At 63.5% G+C, this 15,698-nt stretch carries 13 protein-coding genes; 9 read left to right on the top strand and 4 right to left on the bottom strand.

All coding sequences use genetic code 11. From position 1 onward, the window contains the following. Nucleotides 1-126: 126 nt before the first annotated feature. Entirely contained in the window at nt 127-1,971 is a 1,845-nt protein-coding gene (locus ACLMAL_RS30355) for an ABC transporter ATP-binding protein/permease (protein WP_412002207.1), read from the top strand. Nucleotides 1,972-2,120: 149 nt separating this feature from the next. On the opposite strand, the gene ACLMAL_RS30350 is transcribed toward ACLMAL_RS30355, so the two are convergent. Beyond that, on the bottom strand, nt 2,121-2,903 hold the full coding sequence (locus ACLMAL_RS30350) for an SDR family NAD(P)-dependent oxidoreductase (RefSeq protein ID WP_412002206.1): 783 nt from the start codon (nt 2,901-2,903) through the stop codon (nt 2,121-2,123). A 97-nt stretch (nt 2,904-3,000) separates the two neighbouring features. Here ACLMAL_RS30350 and ACLMAL_RS30345 point away from each other — a divergent pair, with 97 nt between their 5' ends. Next, on the top strand, nt 3,001-3,636 hold the full coding sequence (locus tag ACLMAL_RS30345; RefSeq protein ID WP_412002205.1) for a TetR family transcriptional regulator: 636 nt from the start codon (nt 3,001-3,003) through the stop codon (nt 3,634-3,636). Nucleotides 3,637-3,884: 248 nt separating this feature from the next. Here the strand turns inward: ACLMAL_RS30345 and ACLMAL_RS30340 are convergent, their stop codons facing one another. Beyond that, on the bottom strand, nt 3,885-5,129 hold the full coding sequence (locus ACLMAL_RS30340; RefSeq protein WP_412002204.1) for a helix-turn-helix transcriptional regulator: 1,245 nt from the start codon (nt 5,127-5,129) through the stop codon (nt 3,885-3,887). A 291-nt stretch (nt 5,130-5,420) separates the two neighbouring features. Here ACLMAL_RS30340 and ACLMAL_RS30335 point away from each other — a divergent pair, with 291 nt between their 5' ends. The 3 genes from ACLMAL_RS30335 to ACLMAL_RS30325 all read left to right on the top strand — a co-directional run bounded on the left by ACLMAL_RS30335 (nt 5,421) and on the right by ACLMAL_RS30325 (nt 9,085). Then, nucleotides 5,421-5,849: a murein hydrolase activator EnvC family protein gene (locus ACLMAL_RS30335; RefSeq protein ID WP_412002203.1), complete on the top strand. Its 429-nt coding sequence runs from the start codon at nt 5,421-5,423 to the stop codon at nt 5,847-5,849. A 40-nt stretch (nt 5,850-5,889) separates the two neighbouring features. After that, nucleotides 5,890-7,638 carry a glycoside hydrolase domain-containing protein gene (locus tag ACLMAL_RS30330; RefSeq protein ID WP_412002202.1) on the top strand — a complete coding sequence of 583 codons (1,749 nt, stop codon included), beginning with the start codon at nt 5,890-5,892 and terminating at the stop codon, nt 7,636-7,638. A gap of 622 nt (nt 7,639-8,260) precedes the next feature. After that, a complete protein-coding gene (locus ACLMAL_RS30325) occupies nt 8,261-9,085 on the top strand; it encodes a class I SAM-dependent methyltransferase (protein ID WP_412002201.1) in 825 nt (274 codons plus the stop codon). A 299-nt stretch (nt 9,086-9,384) separates the two neighbouring features. Here ACLMAL_RS30325 and ACLMAL_RS30320 read toward each other — a convergent pair whose 3' ends face one another. Then, nucleotides 9,385-10,413, bottom strand: coding sequence for an alpha/beta hydrolase (locus ACLMAL_RS30320; protein ID WP_412002200.1), 1,029 nt, complete (start codon nt 10,411-10,413; stop codon nt 9,385-9,387). Between the two features lie 481 nt (nt 10,414-10,894). Here ACLMAL_RS30320 and ACLMAL_RS30315 point away from each other — a divergent pair, with 481 nt between their 5' ends. From ACLMAL_RS30315 to ACLMAL_RS30300, 4 genes are all read left to right on the top strand, one after another. Further along, a complete protein-coding gene (locus tag ACLMAL_RS30315) occupies nt 10,895-11,707 on the top strand; it encodes a DUF5984 family protein (RefSeq protein ID WP_412002199.1) in 813 nt (270 codons plus the stop codon). Between the two features lie 68 nt (nt 11,708-11,775). Then, nucleotides 11,776-12,570, top strand: coding sequence for a GntR family transcriptional regulator (locus tag ACLMAL_RS30310; protein WP_412002198.1), 795 nt, complete (start codon nt 11,776-11,778; stop codon nt 12,568-12,570). Then, complete coding sequence (locus ACLMAL_RS30305) at nt 12,567-13,409, top strand: glycosyltransferase family 2 protein (protein WP_412002197.1); 843 nt, start codon at nt 12,567-12,569, stop codon at nt 13,407-13,409. Before ACLMAL_RS30310 ends, ACLMAL_RS30305 begins: the two co-directional genes overlap by 4 nt. Nucleotides 13,410-13,832: 423 nt before the next feature. Continuing rightward, a complete protein-coding gene (locus ACLMAL_RS30300) occupies nt 13,833-14,681 on the top strand; it encodes an enoyl-CoA hydratase/isomerase family protein (protein WP_412002196.1) in 849 nt (282 codons plus the stop codon). Nucleotides 14,682-14,705: 24 nt separating this feature from the next. Here ACLMAL_RS30300 and ACLMAL_RS30295 read toward each other — a convergent pair whose 3' ends face one another. Beyond that, entirely contained in the window at nt 14,706-15,296 is a 591-nt protein-coding gene (locus tag ACLMAL_RS30295; RefSeq protein WP_412002195.1) for a TetR/AcrR family transcriptional regulator, read from the bottom strand. Between the last annotated feature and the right edge of the window lie 402 nt (nt 15,297-15,698).

The following is a 15,698-nucleotide window of genomic DNA, read 5'->3' as shown; positions in this document are numbered from 1 at the left end:
CGGGTTCCCCGCATTTACGTGGCGGGCACAGTAACGTTGTCCTGCGCTTATGCCTGTCGGTGTGTGGTGGCTATCGGATTTTCGACTGTGTAATCGAGGTTGACCGAATTGCGATCGGAGGCCGCGGTGCGTGCGTCACGGGACTGGAGCGACGAGCTGGTCGCCTCGTTGCACTGGTTGCTCACCGCGTTCACCGTCACGGGCGTCGCATTCCTGGTCGTCATGGCTGTGGTGCTGCGGATCACGGAGTGGGGGAGGCACTTCCGGTTGGTGACAGGGGCTTTCTTCACGGGTCCTGCGGCATGGCGCAGCATTCCGTACTTCGGGGTGCTGTTGTTGAGCGCGGTCTTGTCGGTTCGGGTGAAGGTGTTGATGTCCTACCAGGGCAATGACCTGTTGACTTCCTTACAGAATGCCGCCGAGGCGTTCGGGCGCGGCGACAGTGCGGCGCTCGACAGGTCCGAAACCGCGTTCTGGCACTCGATGATCGTGTTCACTGTGCTCGCCGTCATCGATGTGGCGCGTACCGTGTTGGATTACTACCTCGGTCAGGCCTTCGAAATCAGTTGGCGGCGTTGGTTGACCGAGCGCGCGACCGGGAAATGGATAGTCGATCAGGCCTACTATCGGATCCGATTCATCGATGCGCCCATCGATAACCCGGATCAGCGCATCGAGCAGGACATCACCGACATGATCGCCCGTTCCAGGGCGCTGTCGCTCGGGGCGGTCACCGCGGTGGTGTCGGTGGTGTCATTCACCCGAATTCTGTGGGATCTGTCGGAGACCCTGACCATCTTCGGTGTCGGAATCCCAAGAGCGATGGTGTTTTTCGTCTTCGTCTACGTACTGATAGTGACGACGGTCGCCTTCTGGATCGGTCATCCGCTGATCGGGCTCGGCTTCCGCTATCAGGCCGCGACGGCGAACTTCCGCTATGCGCTTGTCCGATTGCGTGAAAATGCCGAGCGGATCGCCTTCTATCGCGGCGAAGACACCGAAAGATACGGATTGCGTGCGCGATTCGCGCAGGTGCTGCGAATCTATCGCCACCTCGTGCTGTTCGGCACGCGGTTCATCGGCTGGAATCAGGCTGCCACTGAGGCGGCCGTGGCGTTTCCGTGGGTCATGCAAGTGCCGCACTTCTTCGCAGGGACGCTGACCCTCGGTGACGTCCAGCAGACCGCGCAGGCATTCGGGCAGATCCAGGGCTCGCTGTCGTTCTTCCGCAATAGTTATAGTGAATTCGCGGCGTTCCGTGCGACATTGCTGCGTCTGTTCGGACTATTCGAGGCCAGTGAGTTCGCCGGCGCTCTGCCCAAGATCGAGGTGCGCGCGCTGAGTGATTCGGTGGAGTTGCGCGAGGTGGAAGTGCGTCGACCCGATGGCGCGATCCTGATCGCGAACTTGAATCTGCGGCTGCGCGCCGGAGACTCGGTGGTCGTCAAGGGGCTCTCCGGGAGTGGCAAGACCACCCTGCTGCGCTCCATCGCCGAGATGTGGCCCTACACCCACGGCGTGGTCGGCAGACCGGATACCACCGGCACATTGTTCATTTCGCAACTGCCCTACCTTCCGCTCGGCGATCTGCGCGCGGCCGTCAGCTACCCGGCCGCACCCGGAAGTGCGTCGGATGCGACGCTGCGGGCCACGCTCACCAAGGTGCAGCTCGGCCAACTGGCTACCCGGTTGGACGAGGAGGCGGACTGGGCCGACATCCTGTCGCCGGGTGAGCAGCAGCGTCTGGCATTCGCGCGATTGCTGCTGATCCGACCCGAGGCGGCGTTCCTCGACGAGGTGACCTCCGCCGTGGACGAAGGTCTGGAATTCGCCCTCTACACCCTGATTCGCACCGAACTGCCCAATCTCATCCTGGTCAGCGTCGCGCATCGCGCCACGGTCGACCGGCATCACACCGCGCGTCTGGAAATTACGGGCGGCGGTGCCTGGTCATTGGTGCCGATTCAGTAGGCGTGCCGGTGAATTCGGCATGGTCAGGATGCGACTCCGAGGTCGATCACGGGGTGCTCGGCCGGGTCGAGCCGGCCGCGGATCGTGCGTAGGTCGGCGGGGACGGCGACGCGGCCCGCCGTTGGTTATCCGTCGGTAGCGTGGCGCGACTACGTGTGTGCCGCTCCGTCGATCCGGATCTCGGTGCCACTGATGAAGCGGCCGTCATCGGAGACGAGCATTGCGATGACACCGGCCACGTTCTCGGGGCCTGCCAGCTCTTCCGGATTATCTTGCGGCAGAACGGCGATCAGGCGACCGAACAGGGACCAGTCGGAGTCCTGGGGGAGGTAGCCGGGGGTCGAGTCGGTGATGCCCGACTTGATGCCACCCGGGACGACACTGACCGCGCGCAAACCCTGCTTGCCGTATTCCAGTGCCAGCACGTGGGTCAGCGTCTGGATGCCGCCCTTGCTCGCGGAGTACGCCGCCATGTAGGGGTGTGCGAAGTTGGCCGAGGTGGAGCTGAAGTTGACGATGGTGCTGCGCGGGTTGGCGAGCAGTGCAGGCAGCGCCTCTCGGATCACCAGGAAGGTGCCGGTGAGGTTGATGTTGATGATCTCGTTCCACAAGTCCAGCGATGTCTCGTGGGTGTGTGCCGCGCGCAGGATACCCGCCGCGTTGACCAGTGCGTCCAGCCCGCCGAGGGATTCGATGGCGCTCTTCACGCCCGCGATCACGTCGGTCTCCCGGCCGATGTTCATTGCGAGTGTGGTCAGCCGGGTGTCGGTGCCCGCTTCGGCGGCTTGCTTGTGGGTCAGTTCCAGGCCCTCGGCGTTGACGTCGGCGCCGACGACGACCGCGCCTTCGGACAGCAGACGGAGGACGGTGGCCTGACCGATGCCGGATCCCGCACCGGTGACCAGAATGCGGCGCTGTTCGAGACGGTTCATGGGCTCTCTTCCTGCATCAGTGGAACTGTTTCTGACACAATATGCCGCAAATGGCACTCCGCGCCATTAAATGTTTCGGTCTCGGTACCCTACACCTGTGACCAGCAAGCGAAACCGTGCCGCGCCCGCACCGGGGCGTCCGGCACTCAGTGCGACCCGCCGCGCGGCCACGCGCCGAGAAGTGGCGATGGTGGCGGCGCACCTCTTCATTGAAAACGGTTACACCGCAACGACTGTCGACGATATCGCCGCTGCCGCGGGTATGGGGCTGCGCACTTTCTACCGTTACTTCGCCGGTAAGGAAGATGTCGTCGCGCCGCTGCTGGCCATCGGAACCCAGGCCTGGGCGGACGAGCTCGCCGCCTGCCCGCCCGACGTGCCGTTGCGTGAAGCGCTGAGCCGCTCTTACCGCACGGCCACCGCGGGCACGCTGGCGGCGGAGGGCATCGCCGAGACGAGCCTGCGTCCGCTGGTGCGCGCCGCCACCCAACTCCCCGCCCTGCGCGCGACCTGGCTGCGCGTCCAGCACGACTGCGAAACCCGGCTCATTCCCATCCTTGCCGCCCGCACCGGTCGCTCAGCCGACGACCTCGACGTCGCCCTCACCGCCGCGATGGCCAATACCGCCGTGCGCCTGGCGACCGAACTGTGGGCCGCGGGGAAGGGACCCGACTCTGCCGCCGACGTCGTCGACACCTGCCTCGCCCGCCTCGCCACCCAAAGTCTGCTGTAGGCGCGATATTTCAGTCCGTCCGGACCGCGCCACCTACACCTGATGTGCCCGGATTGCCTGTCCGGCAACGGTTCTCCGGCAACGGGTCCAGGATTCGGTGCGCCGAACAGATTTGTTTCGCGCCCGTACCGATCATGCGGCCTGCGTGTCCGGTGCGTCGGAGCAACGCGGATCTTCGGCAGGGGAGAAGTGCGTTGTCCGACGTGGAGGTCGATGAGGTCGGGGGCGGCGGTTTACCTCGGCGCTCTCTATCCAGACTGCGGTCGGTCCTTGCTGTGTTCGGCGCTGCCTCCCTCGTCGTGTGCAGCCCTCTTGTCGGACTCGGGTTGTGGGGGAGGGGCGGGGCTGGTGCGGACACCGTGATTCGTAGTTCCCTCGAACTGGCCGGTTCCGGACAGCACTGTTGTCAGCATCCGAACCAGTTCGGCCTGCCGATGCGTTCCGGTCTTTTCGAAGGCGCGTTGTAGGTGCGTGCGCGCGGTGTTCACCGAGACCGCCAATTCTTCCGCGATCGACCGCAACCCGGCGCCGCGCAGTGCCGCCGCCGCGACGCGCGCTTCGGCCGCGGTCAACCCGTACAGTTGCTGTAGCGCGATCGGCCCTCCCGATGTTTCCTGATCCGGGTCGACGATGACGACGAGCGCCGCCGATGTGCGCTCGTCGCGGCACTCGACCTTCGGATCCAGCGGCACCACCAGCAGTGCGTACGAGCTGCCGCCGCTATGCCGGGGAATGAGGGCGCGCCCTCCGACGTGCGGCCCGTACTCGCGCAGTGCCGAATTGATGATGGCGCGCAGCCCGACCGCGGATCGGTTGTCCGATGATTCGAGGTGGCCGCGGCGTCCCATGCCGAGGCCGTCTCGCGATTCCAGGATCGACAATGCCGCTGGGTTCGCGTAGCTGATCGCCCCGCAACTCGACACGATCACCAGCCCATGCCGATGCACGGCGAGCACGGCGATGGCTTGGTCACGCTCGGTCCGGACATCTGCCAAACAGGACTGGACATTCAATGCATGCCGCAGATGGGGGAGCAGCAGGCGCATTGTCGATGTCGCCAGTGCTCGGTCGAGGTCGTGGCCTGGATCGGGATACACCCCGATCCAGGATGTGTTGGCGCCACTGGTGACGAGCGCGAGCATCCCGTTGCCGAGCCGGTGTGGAACCATCCAGTCGCGGAAGAATGGGTGCCGGCGCAGGTAATCCGGCCCCAGCAGCTCTTCGCATGTCGTGATGACACCGGCGGGTTCGTGTTCGAGCGCACTCGCGATCGGATCGATACGCCAGAATCGGGCGTTGTAGCTGCGGCGCAAATCGTCCGCGCCGAGTGAACAGGCGGTCATCCGCCGGCTACTCGAGCCGGACACGACCAAGCCGCCGTGCTTCGCGCCCAGCGCCGTGACGATATCGTGCACCGCCTGCGACCAGTCACGAGGATGCATCGCCGCGCGATTGATTCGCGCCACGATCGCGGAAAACCTCTCGATTGTCATCGCCATATGAAATGACCTGCGGCACAAGAGAAACGGCAATCATCCAGAATTGAACAGAGGTGCTGATGATAGGTGTTCGGGAGGCACGTCAGACAAGTAGTCCGATACTCGATTCTACTCTCCTGAATGCCCTCTGCAGGGGCATCGCGCTCTCATCCGTTCAGATGAGGAACTGGGTCAGCAACCCTGCTCTACTCGGTAGGGCAACCGCTTCGCTACAGCGGTCGGCTGTGTCTTCCTGGAGGGCAGCGTGATCGAGGCATCTGACAACCGGAATCTTGCGGGCCCGACATGACCAGATACTGGCCATTGCCGCGTGGCCGTATCGTCACCTCCCGATTCGGTTCCCGTGGCGACGATTTCCACTGGGGGGTCGATCTCAGCCGGCCGGGCGGCAGCGGCGGAGTACCGGTCTATGCGGTCCAAGCTGGCACGGTGGTATTCGCGGGTCCGGCATCCGGGTTCGGCGGGCCCGACCCCGCGGGCTGGGTCGTCCTCGACCATCACACCGAAAACGGCGGCGGCACGACCGTGTACGGACACGTGATTCGTGAAGTTGCAGTAGGCGATCGGGTGGAAGCCGGGCAGCGCATCGCCCGGATCAACCCCGACTCCACATCCAACGGCGGCGTCGCCCCGCACGTGCACTTCGAGTGGCATCGGCACTCCTGGGCGCCGCCCGGATCGGACCGGCTCGCCCCCTTTGCCGCTGCTGGCTGAAGCCGTGGACCCACCGTCCTCGACCAATGGAGGTTCCCACATGTCGACAGCAGTTGATTTCGCCGTACGTTTGATCGATCCCGAGGCCATCAAGGCTGCCGGGCATAGTGCTGTCCTGGTCTACGTAGCACCGAGCAGGCCCGGATCCGGTTTCGGCGCCAAGCCGGTGACCAAGGAATATGCTGATCGGCTGAAAGCCGTTGGCCTCGAGATTGTTTCGATATGGCAATACGGCAAGCCCGGTAATGCCCAGGCGCCCTCGGACTGGACCACGGGCTACGACGGCGGGCATCGGATGGGCCGTCAGGCCAGGGAAATCCATTCCGCTGCGGGCGGATCGGACCGGTGCCCGATCTTCTTCGCGGTGGACGAGGACATCGGGCTGGACGAATGGAACGACCGGGCAGTCGACTTCTTCCGGGGTGTCAACGACTCGATCGGGCCGGAGTGGACCGGCATCTACGGCTCGTCGAAGGTGTGCGCCTGGGCCATCGAAGACGGCGTGATCGGTCGGACTTCCGAGGGCCGGTACTGGGCCTGGCAGACGCGCGCGTGGTCCGGCGACCGGCTCGATACTCCCGAGGCCGTCCTGTATCAGCGCGTCATCGACACCCCATCCAATCCGGGCCCGCTCATCGACGGTAGCTCGGTCGACGTCAACGACATCTTGGCTGCCGACTTCGGGCAGTGGTCCATCGTTCGCGCTGCGACGCAAGGAGAACACACCGTGAACGCCCCCGAATACACCGAAATCGACAGGATGGGGAACTCCCGCTCGGAGCGTTGGGGAGCTCGTATCACCAACTTCCTGCTGCACACCCAGGAGGGCAACGGCACGGCCGAATCGCTGGCGGCATATCTCAACAACACCGCCAACGGCGTCTCGTACCACTACACGGTCAAGGATGGGATCGTCTGCGATGTTGTCGATACCGATTACGCGTCGTGGTCGGTCTTGGATGCCAACAGTCATACGATCAATCTCTGCTTCGCGGGCAGCCGGGCGTCCTGGTCGACCGACGAATGGTTGGCCATCGAAGATGACCTTCGGATAGCCGCCTGGCTGGCGGTTCAGGATGCGAAGAAGTATGGATTCGCCACCGATGTCATCGCCCCGCCGTATACGCGCAGGGACGGGATCTCCGACCATAAATACGTGACCGAGTGCCTCGGGATCGGCACGCATACCGACGTTGGCTGGAACTTCCCCTGGGGTGTCTTCGAGAGCCACGTGCGAGAGTTCGCCAGTGGCGTATCGATAGCCGGAGCAATCGGCGAGAAGGCGGCCGCATCGCCCTGGCTGGGCCCGCGGCAGGGCCCCGAGGGCGAAATGAAGACAGCTGACGGTGTGGGACGATTCGTTCAGTTCCTGCACGGATATATCTATTGGCATCCGTCCACCGGTGCGCATCCGATCCCGGAATCGTTGTTCGAGAAGTATACGGAAACAGGTTGGGAAGCAGGACCTTTGGGTTACCCGATCACCGATCACACCGTGCTGCGCGACCCGAAGGACGAAGTATGGGGCGAGGTGCAAGGCTTTCAGAACGGGGCTCTCTACCGGCGCAACGGTCGGCCGGTGTACCTGGTGCACGGCGAAATCCGTGAGCGATGGAATCGAAGCGGATTCGAGAACGGGCCCCTCGGCTGGCCGACATCCGACGAAATCCCCTTCGACACCGGGACCTACCAGGAGTTCGAAAACGGCCGGATCTATTGGACACCGAAACCGACGCTCGCCCTCCTGACAGTCGACGGACGCGTGGAGCCGCTGCGCGATACCGCCTGAGCCCGGCTCGGGTGGCCTCGGCGCCGGTGGCGAGATCGTTGTTGTGAGAGCACCGTCTAGCGAGGCTCTGACGGTTTCCGCGGCGACTGCGGGAACTTGTTGGATGGAATGTGTCCAGTGTCCATTCCACGGCCGATTTTGGGCTTCCGAACGTTATCCAAGAACGATCCGACAGCGTCGACCACGCTCTCGAATCGTGGGGAGCGGAACAAGTCGAGTGAATGCTGCGCACCGGGTAGTTCGGCATACACGACAGTGCTGCGCGACCGCGGCGCGCAGCCTCGTGGCGAAGTCCCGCGCGCCGGAAACCGGTATATCCGTGTCCTGGTCACCATGTACGAGTAAGAACGGGGGAGCGCCTGCATGGACGTGATTCACCCGAGAAGTACCCGCTGCCATGGCAATAGGTGCTACCTGCCCTCCGATGGTGATTGCTTATTGAACTCTACGGACGTAGAGTTCAAGCGTCTACCCACTGATACCTGGGGGATCGTACAGTCAAGCGGGCAAATCGAATCCGGGGAGACGCTGCCGTCCAACGGCTTGCCCACCGCAGTCGTTCGTTGCCGTTGGTGCACGAACCCGTTATCGGTCTCTGAAACTACTGACAGGAGCAACCGCAGTGGAGAAGGTTCGGTTCACCGAGGAGAAGGCGACCATGCTGGCCACCCTGTATGGTCGGGCGCTCGACAATCGGCGAGAGAAGCCGATTCTCGGCGATCAGGCGGCCGAGGCGGCTCTGCGACAGATCGACTACGACTTCGCCGAACTTCGAGTCAAGGACGACGTGGCCGTCACGGTTGCGGTGCGCGCGAAGGTGATCGACGAGTGGGCGGCGCAGTATCTGCTCGAACACCCCGATGCGATCGTGCTGCACCTCGGGTGCGGAATGGACAGTCGGGTCTTTCGGCTCGACCCACCCACCACGGTGACATGGTTCGACATCGACTATCCCGATGTCATCGACCTGCGCCGCAAGATCTATCCCGACCGCGAGGCTTATCAGACGATCGGAACGCCGATTACCGCATTCGGTTGGCTCGACCACATCCCCTCGGACCGTCCCGCGCTGATCGTCGCCGAAGGCTTGACGATGTACCTGAAGCCGGACGACGGCGCCGAACTGCTGCGACGGCTGGTCGCGAAGTTCCCGACCGGTCAGTTGATCTGTGATGTCTTCAGCCGGCTCGGCATCAAGTTGCAGAAGACCAATCCCGTGGTGCGCCGATCAGGTTCCACGCTCTACTGGGGCGTCGATGATCCGGCCGAGTTCGAGCAGTACGGGCTCCATCCGATAACCAGTCTCGACGCGTCCGAATGGGCCGAGTCGGACGTTTTGAAGGAGTCCTTTTCCGACGTCACACTCGGAATGAAGCTGCAGCTCTTCGCGATCCGGTTCATTCCGGCAATGCGCCGCATCGCCCGAATCGGACGTTGGAGCTTCTGATTCGAGCCGCTGACCGAAGCACGATCGACAGTGCTGCAGCAGGCGGCATCAGTCATGGTGTTCATCGCCAGAGCCGCTGATAGGGCATGGGCTGCCGTGCTTCGTGCATATCGTGATCGATCTGAATTGTTGCCAGTCCCATTTCATACACTGCCTTCGCGAAAGTGTGCGCTGCTGTGGAGTCGGCCTGGTAGTGCATGGGCGGGGAACCCGGAAATTGGACTGTGACATGGCATGGCATGGCAGTGCGTTGGTCGGACGGCGCGGTCAGGTGTGGACCTCTCTGCACTGCCATGGTCTCAGGAACCGGTATTTCGTCTGTCGCACACTGATATCCGGCCGTTGGCCGATGGGATTTGTCCGGTGATCACCTGGCGGTGGAACTGTCCCAGGTCGCGGATCGCGGCTCGGGCGTCGGAGAGCAGATCCGAGCCGATGTGGTGGACGTGCGGTGCGCGGTCCCAGATCTGAAGTTGTATGGCGACGTTCGCTCGGGCGCAGCGTCGGGTCAGTATCTCGGCGTCCGGTAGCAGGCATTCGGTGGAGCCGACCTGGATCAGGACCGGTGGTAGGTCGGTGAAGTCATGGTTGACCGATGACCATGTCGAGTCGAGTTCGCCATCGATGGCAAAGCCTTGCCGCACTATTGTTTCCAGAATCCGGGTGGGTAGGTAGGAATCGCGGTGCCGGTTGGGGTGGGCGTTGCGGGTCGTCGAATCGAAGTCGGCCCATGGTGCGATCGCGGAGATGCCGCCGGGCATCGGCAACCCACGCTCCCGGGTGGCCAGCGCGAGCCGGAAGGCGAGCCCGCCACCGGCCGAGTCGCCGGACACGATGATGCGCTCGGGTTGGAAGCCCTGCGCGAGCAGGTACTTATACGACTCGACCGCGTCGTCGAGAGTCTCGGTGAAGTGCGCGTCTGGTAACTGTCGATAATCGACATGGAATGCGGGCATCCGGCTGGCCCGCCCGATCTTGGCGACGAGGCGCCGATGGGTATTCAGGCCGCCGCTGATGTACCCGCCGCCGTGGAAGTACAGCAGCGCCGAGTCTTGCCGTTGGCTTGGGTCGGCCAGGTCGTGCCATAACCATTCGGCGCGGAACTCTTCCAACTGAACCCGCCGACGTTTGGTGCCGTTCGGGGGGACGAGCACAGCGGCCGGTAGATCGATGAGGCGGCCGAGCCAGAGCATCTGCTCGAGCTGGCCGTAGCCGCCTATCCGCGCCAGTGTTGCCAACCCGAGCCCGACCGTGCCACGCAGCAGTGGTTGGGCGATTCGGGTTCCGATACTTGCCCGGTTGGATCGTTCGACGATTGGTGACGACACTTCGGGAAGTGGTTCGGACCGCGCAATAGCAGTGGCTATCGCGGTTCTCGAGTCGGCGCCGGCCGAGGGTAACTCGGCTTCGGAATCGGGCATAGGCGCCAAGTACACCGTTTCGCCAACCGCGCAGCTAGGAACAAGAAGTACGAAGTTCGACCCGGTCCGCCCGGATATTTTTGTAGCTACCTCCAAGTCCACCTCGGATGCACAGCTGGGCGGGCGCCGGGCGCCCGCGCCACTCCCCGGCCGGTCACCGGTTACTCCGCGTGCGTAGCTGTTGAACGTTGCCTCGAGTGTGATCGAGCAGCAGACCGCACAGCCATCGAGGCGCTGAGCCTATTGACCGGGCAGTCGAGGACCCTGCTGTTCCCGTCGGGTGTGGAATCACGTCATCACCGACACCGCAACAAGTCCTACCGGGTCGGCTGCGGCAGAATCACCGCATGCGCACCCAGCTGCCGCACCCAGCACCTCCGGTGGCCCCATGAGCACGGCGATGTCCATCCGATTCGGACTGGCGCCGCTGGCCGAGGTGCATCCCTGGGGCAAGGACAGCGAGCTCCACTGGTTCGGACTGACCCAGGGCTGGTACTGCCTCGATGTCGGCGGCTTCGAGTTGATGCGGTATTCGGATCGGTCGATCGAGCAGCTGCGCGGGGACGGTGCGAACCTCTCGGATGCGGGACATGTCGGGGACGAAGAACGGTATATCGACTACTACGTGGTCCGGCTCTGGGAGGACATCCTCGCGTTGTTCCCGGAAGCGCTCGAACCCGTCCCCGCAGACTTGATCGACTTCCTGAGGAGCGACTCCGAACAGTGGTCGCAGGAGGTGCTGGATGCCTCGATCAATGACGATGCGCTGGCGCGGGAGGTCGATGCCGCAATGACATTGCGCAGCCACCGATTCGTCGACACCGGATACATGAGATTCGGGCCCAGCTTCATGTGGTGGCGAACAGTTGACGGCTCCGGCGATCGCATGACGATCGAATGGTGGTACCCGATAGATCCCGACGGTGTGATCGAATTCGTTCGCCCGCCGGTCGACCGTGCCACCATCCCGACCTCCGAATTCCTGGCGGCGGTCAACGAATTCGATAGAGCGCTGTTGTCGGCAATGGACGAGCGGGTGAGCCGACTCGAGGCATCGGGTCCGCCGGAGGGCGTGAAATCGGATGTCGCCTGGTTGCGCCGTGAGCATGGAGACAGGATGCAATGGCTGCCGAAAGCGCTGGAGCGTCGAACCAGTACCGACTGGAATGCGGTCCGCTCCGGGGCCCGTGCTTTGCTCTGAATCGAGCCCCTCTCGAAGCTGTCACGAGTCGGGACTTGTCAAGACACCGTGAGGACTAATCTCGAGTCATGGCACTCGAGTACGAGCGATTGGCCGATGACCTGCGCGAATCGATCCGAACGGGCGAGTTTGCGGCCGGAAAGCAGCTGCCGACCTCGGCAACTCTCAGCGCGAAGTATGGCGTCGGCATGCCAACCGTTCGCCAAGCGCTGGACGTGCTCCGGAGCGAAGGCTTGATCGATTCACGGCAGGGCCTTGGCGTGTACGTACGACCGCCGCGCCGAAAAGTACGCCGTAGCAACACCAACAACCATTTCGACAAGGCTCGGATCCATGAGCCCGAACCTGTTCGTGCGGCCACCGGATCGACCGAACGGAATACCGGCCTCGATGTCTCGGAACTCGAGTTCGAGGCCGAATACACTGTGGCACAGGCGAATGACGATCTGGCCGAATCTTTCGGCGTACCTGTCGGCACCAAGCTGTTGCAGCGCGACTACCGCACGCGATCGAAGAACGAAGTCGCACCGTTCAACTTGGCGCGGTCGTACCTGATCTACGAGATGGTTGCCGCTGACCCCCGGCTGCTGGATGACCGAAATGAGCCATGGCCCGGCGGGACGCAGCACCAGTTCTTCACAATCGGGATCGAACTCGATCGTGTCGTCGAGACCGTCACGACACGACCTTCGACACCGGAGGAGGCCGAGTTGCTCGACATTGCCTCGGGTGTCCCCGTTTTTCTCATCCGCAAGACGTCCATTGATACGACTGGACGTGTCGTAGAGGTTGCCGATGTCACGCTGCCGGGCGACCGGACCGAGCTCGTCTACGAGACCCCACTCGAAAGGTGGACGAAATGACCCGACTCATTTCCGTAATCACGCCGGTCTATCAAGCCCTGCCCGAGTACATGGCCGCCGCATACGAGTCCCTTGCCAAGCAGATCTTGCCGTCAGGGTGGAGCTGGGAATGGATCGTGCAGGCCGATGGATTCAGTGAAGGCGGGATCGCCGTCGGGCTGCCCGATGACGACCGGATTCGATTCGCCGTCGGCCGGCGTGGCGGGCCTGGAGTCGCCCGCACGTTGGCGCTCGGCCGCGTACGCGGTGAACTGGCCAAGACCCTCGATGCCGACGACCAACTCAGCGAAGAAGTACTTGCGCGAGACATCGATGCTCTCGAGCGATTCGATATCGGCTGGACGACATCGCGAGTGCTCGATCTACTGCTGGACGGCTCGGTGATCGGTTTCGACAGCGATCCCGACGAGGGCGTGATCGAACGCGGTGCCGTCCTCGCTCATTGGCGTTCGAACAACTATCGCGCCCAGGTGCACCCGGCAACCCTGTGCATTCGCACCCAGCTCGTTCTCGCTCTCGGCGGCTGGATGGGGCTCCCGGCATCAGAAGACACAGGACTCCTCCTCGCGGCCAATGCCGTTGCGGATGGCTACTTTTCGGCCAGCGTCGGCCTGCTCTACCGCAAATGGCCCGGCCAAACCACAGCTCAAGCGGCCCACATCGACACCGACGATCTGACCGCCCGCTATACCGTGATCGAACGTCGAGCGAACGCGCTGGCCAACGACTTCCCGCACTGGCACTACTCCGGCAGCTACGGAGAAGCTGCGAATGAAAGGCGTAGTGATCCAGCAGGCCCCCTTGCGCGGATGTGGTACTTCGGCAAGACGGCACAGTGACTCACACTTCTGATGTGTCGCCGGTTGACCTTTCCCGTGTTGTTCCGGGCATGGACGCGCACGTTCGGCAAGGCCGTCCGGGTGTTCTGGCGGCGGGCGGCTGACGTGACGGACGTGACGGACGTGCTGACCGATCCGCCCACGTCCGAACTGGACAACGATCCGATGGCCGAGGAGTTCTTTCCGCGCCCGTGTGTCCTGGATCTTGAAAGGGTGCTGGAGCACTCCTGGTACGAGGAGCTTCCTGACGAGCTCCGCACGCGATTGTGGCCTGGATCCAGGGTCCGGCCCGATAGGTCTGAGGTTTCAGGCAGCCGAGATCTCGCCTTCCCGTCTGCGCCGCATCGGGATTGCTATATGGAGCACTGCTCCATATAGTCATAAGTGGAGCAGTGCTCCGATTCTACTCGGGAAGGTGGATCCATGTCGGATCTCAAGGATTGGCAGAGTTCGGTCGGCGGGTTCGTGCCGCGCCCGCGGCTCGAGGAGTATTCGGTCAAGTACGCCGATTACGCGCGGTTTCGTCGTCAGGACGGGATCCTCGAAGTCGCCCTGCACACCAGCGGCGCCTCGGTGACTGCCGACGGGGCTTGGTTCGCCACGCACAACGCATGGGCGCAGCTGTGGCTGGAGGTGGGCAACGACCCGGATAACGAGGTGCTGATACTGACCGGCACCGGCGAGGAGTGGTTCCGTACGGCAGCGGCTACGACGCAAGAGCAGAACGATGAGATACAGCGGGCGCAGGCGCAGCTGCCGTTGGACCACGCCTACGAGCATGCGTACTACGACGGCTCGAAGTTGCTGGAGAATCTGATCTTCGCGGTCGACATCCCGACGATCGCCGCCATCAACGGACCCAGTGCCGCGCATACCGAGATCGCGTTGCTGTGCGACATCACTCTGGCAGCGGACACTGCCACGATTATCGACCCACACTTCTCGGTGGGTGTGGTGCCCGGCGACGGCCAGCAGTTGACATTGCAGGAGCTGATCGGCGCCAAGCGCGCTGCCTACTACCTCTACACCGGGCAGCCGATCGACGCGGCCACCGCCCTACAGCTGGGACTGGTCAATGAGGTTCTCCCACCGGCGGAGTTGCTGAAGCGCGCGTGGGAGCTGGCCGAGTTGATCGCGAGTAAGCCCCGCACGACGCGACGGTTGACCCACGCGGTCGCACAACGGCCCTGGAAGAGGCGGCTGGTCGACGATTTGGGCTTCGGCTTCGCACACGAGATGTTCGGAATCGGGGTGCTGCCGAAGCCACAGTGACCGTTCGTTTTTCGACCGGCCTGTTCAGTGCGCCGCGAGACCGTCGAACATCAAGGTGAACAGATGCTGATGGCGTCCGGCGAGCGGAATCGACTGGTCGACGACCCAGCCGACGGCCGCGGCGAGGGCGAACAGGTCGGCGCTGTCCACATCAGCACGGACAGCGCCGACCTGTTGTGCACGCTCGAGCAATACATGCGTGGACTGTTGCAGCCGCGCACACGCCCCATGCAGCGGCGACTGCTCGTCGTGCAATGTGTCGACCAGCGCGGCGGGCAGACCGCGGTAGGAACTGGTTCCAATGCTGAACTCCCACAACCACTCTCGCAGTGCCTCGGCGGCGGGCAGCTTTCCGTCGGCGAGCTGGGCGGCCCGGACTGCGAGCTGTTCGAAACGATCGCCGAGCAGGTCGGCCAGCAGCGCGTCGCGGGTGGGGAAATGACGATAGAGCGTGCCGAGGCCGACTTCGGCGCGACGGGCGATATCCCGCAGCGAGGCCTGCGCGCCCTGCTCGCCGATGACTGTTTCGGCCACCGCCAGGATGCGGTCCCGATTGCGCTGCGCATCGGCACGTATGCGGTGCGGCATCTCCGTTTGTGCTGGCGCCTCGGTCATAGACCAACACTAACCACTCCACCGACTTGCGAGATATTTCGGACGCATACGAGGTCGGTCCGGCCGAAATCGGCGAAAGTGACGTCGTCCAACCGACGCGATCGCGGTGGTCCAGTACTCGGCGCACTGGTGACCTCGACAAGTCAAGCGCCGAAGTGGCCTCGCAATCCTTCGGTGACGTCCCACGGCCGACTTGCGGTGTCGAGGTGGTAGGACGTCCGGTCGGCAGTTCCTCGTCGGAATGTCGCCGAGGAGTTGGCCGCCTGGTGATTCGCTCTGGTTTCGGCCGAGCCGTGAATATGGCATCGATTGGCATCGAATCGGCACGTTCTGTCCTGTCCAATGGGCCGGAAGCGACGCACGCTTACCTTCTCGGCGGTGTTGTCATCGGGGCAACGACCG

The sequence above is a fragment of the Nocardia sp. CWNU-33 genome (genome assembly GCF_046764895.1).
GTDB lineage: Bacteria > Actinomycetota > Actinomycetes > Mycobacteriales > Mycobacteriaceae > Nocardia.
The sequence above is the reverse complement of the archived record's forward strand: the minus strand, read 5'-3'. Positions and strand labels throughout refer to the sequence as shown.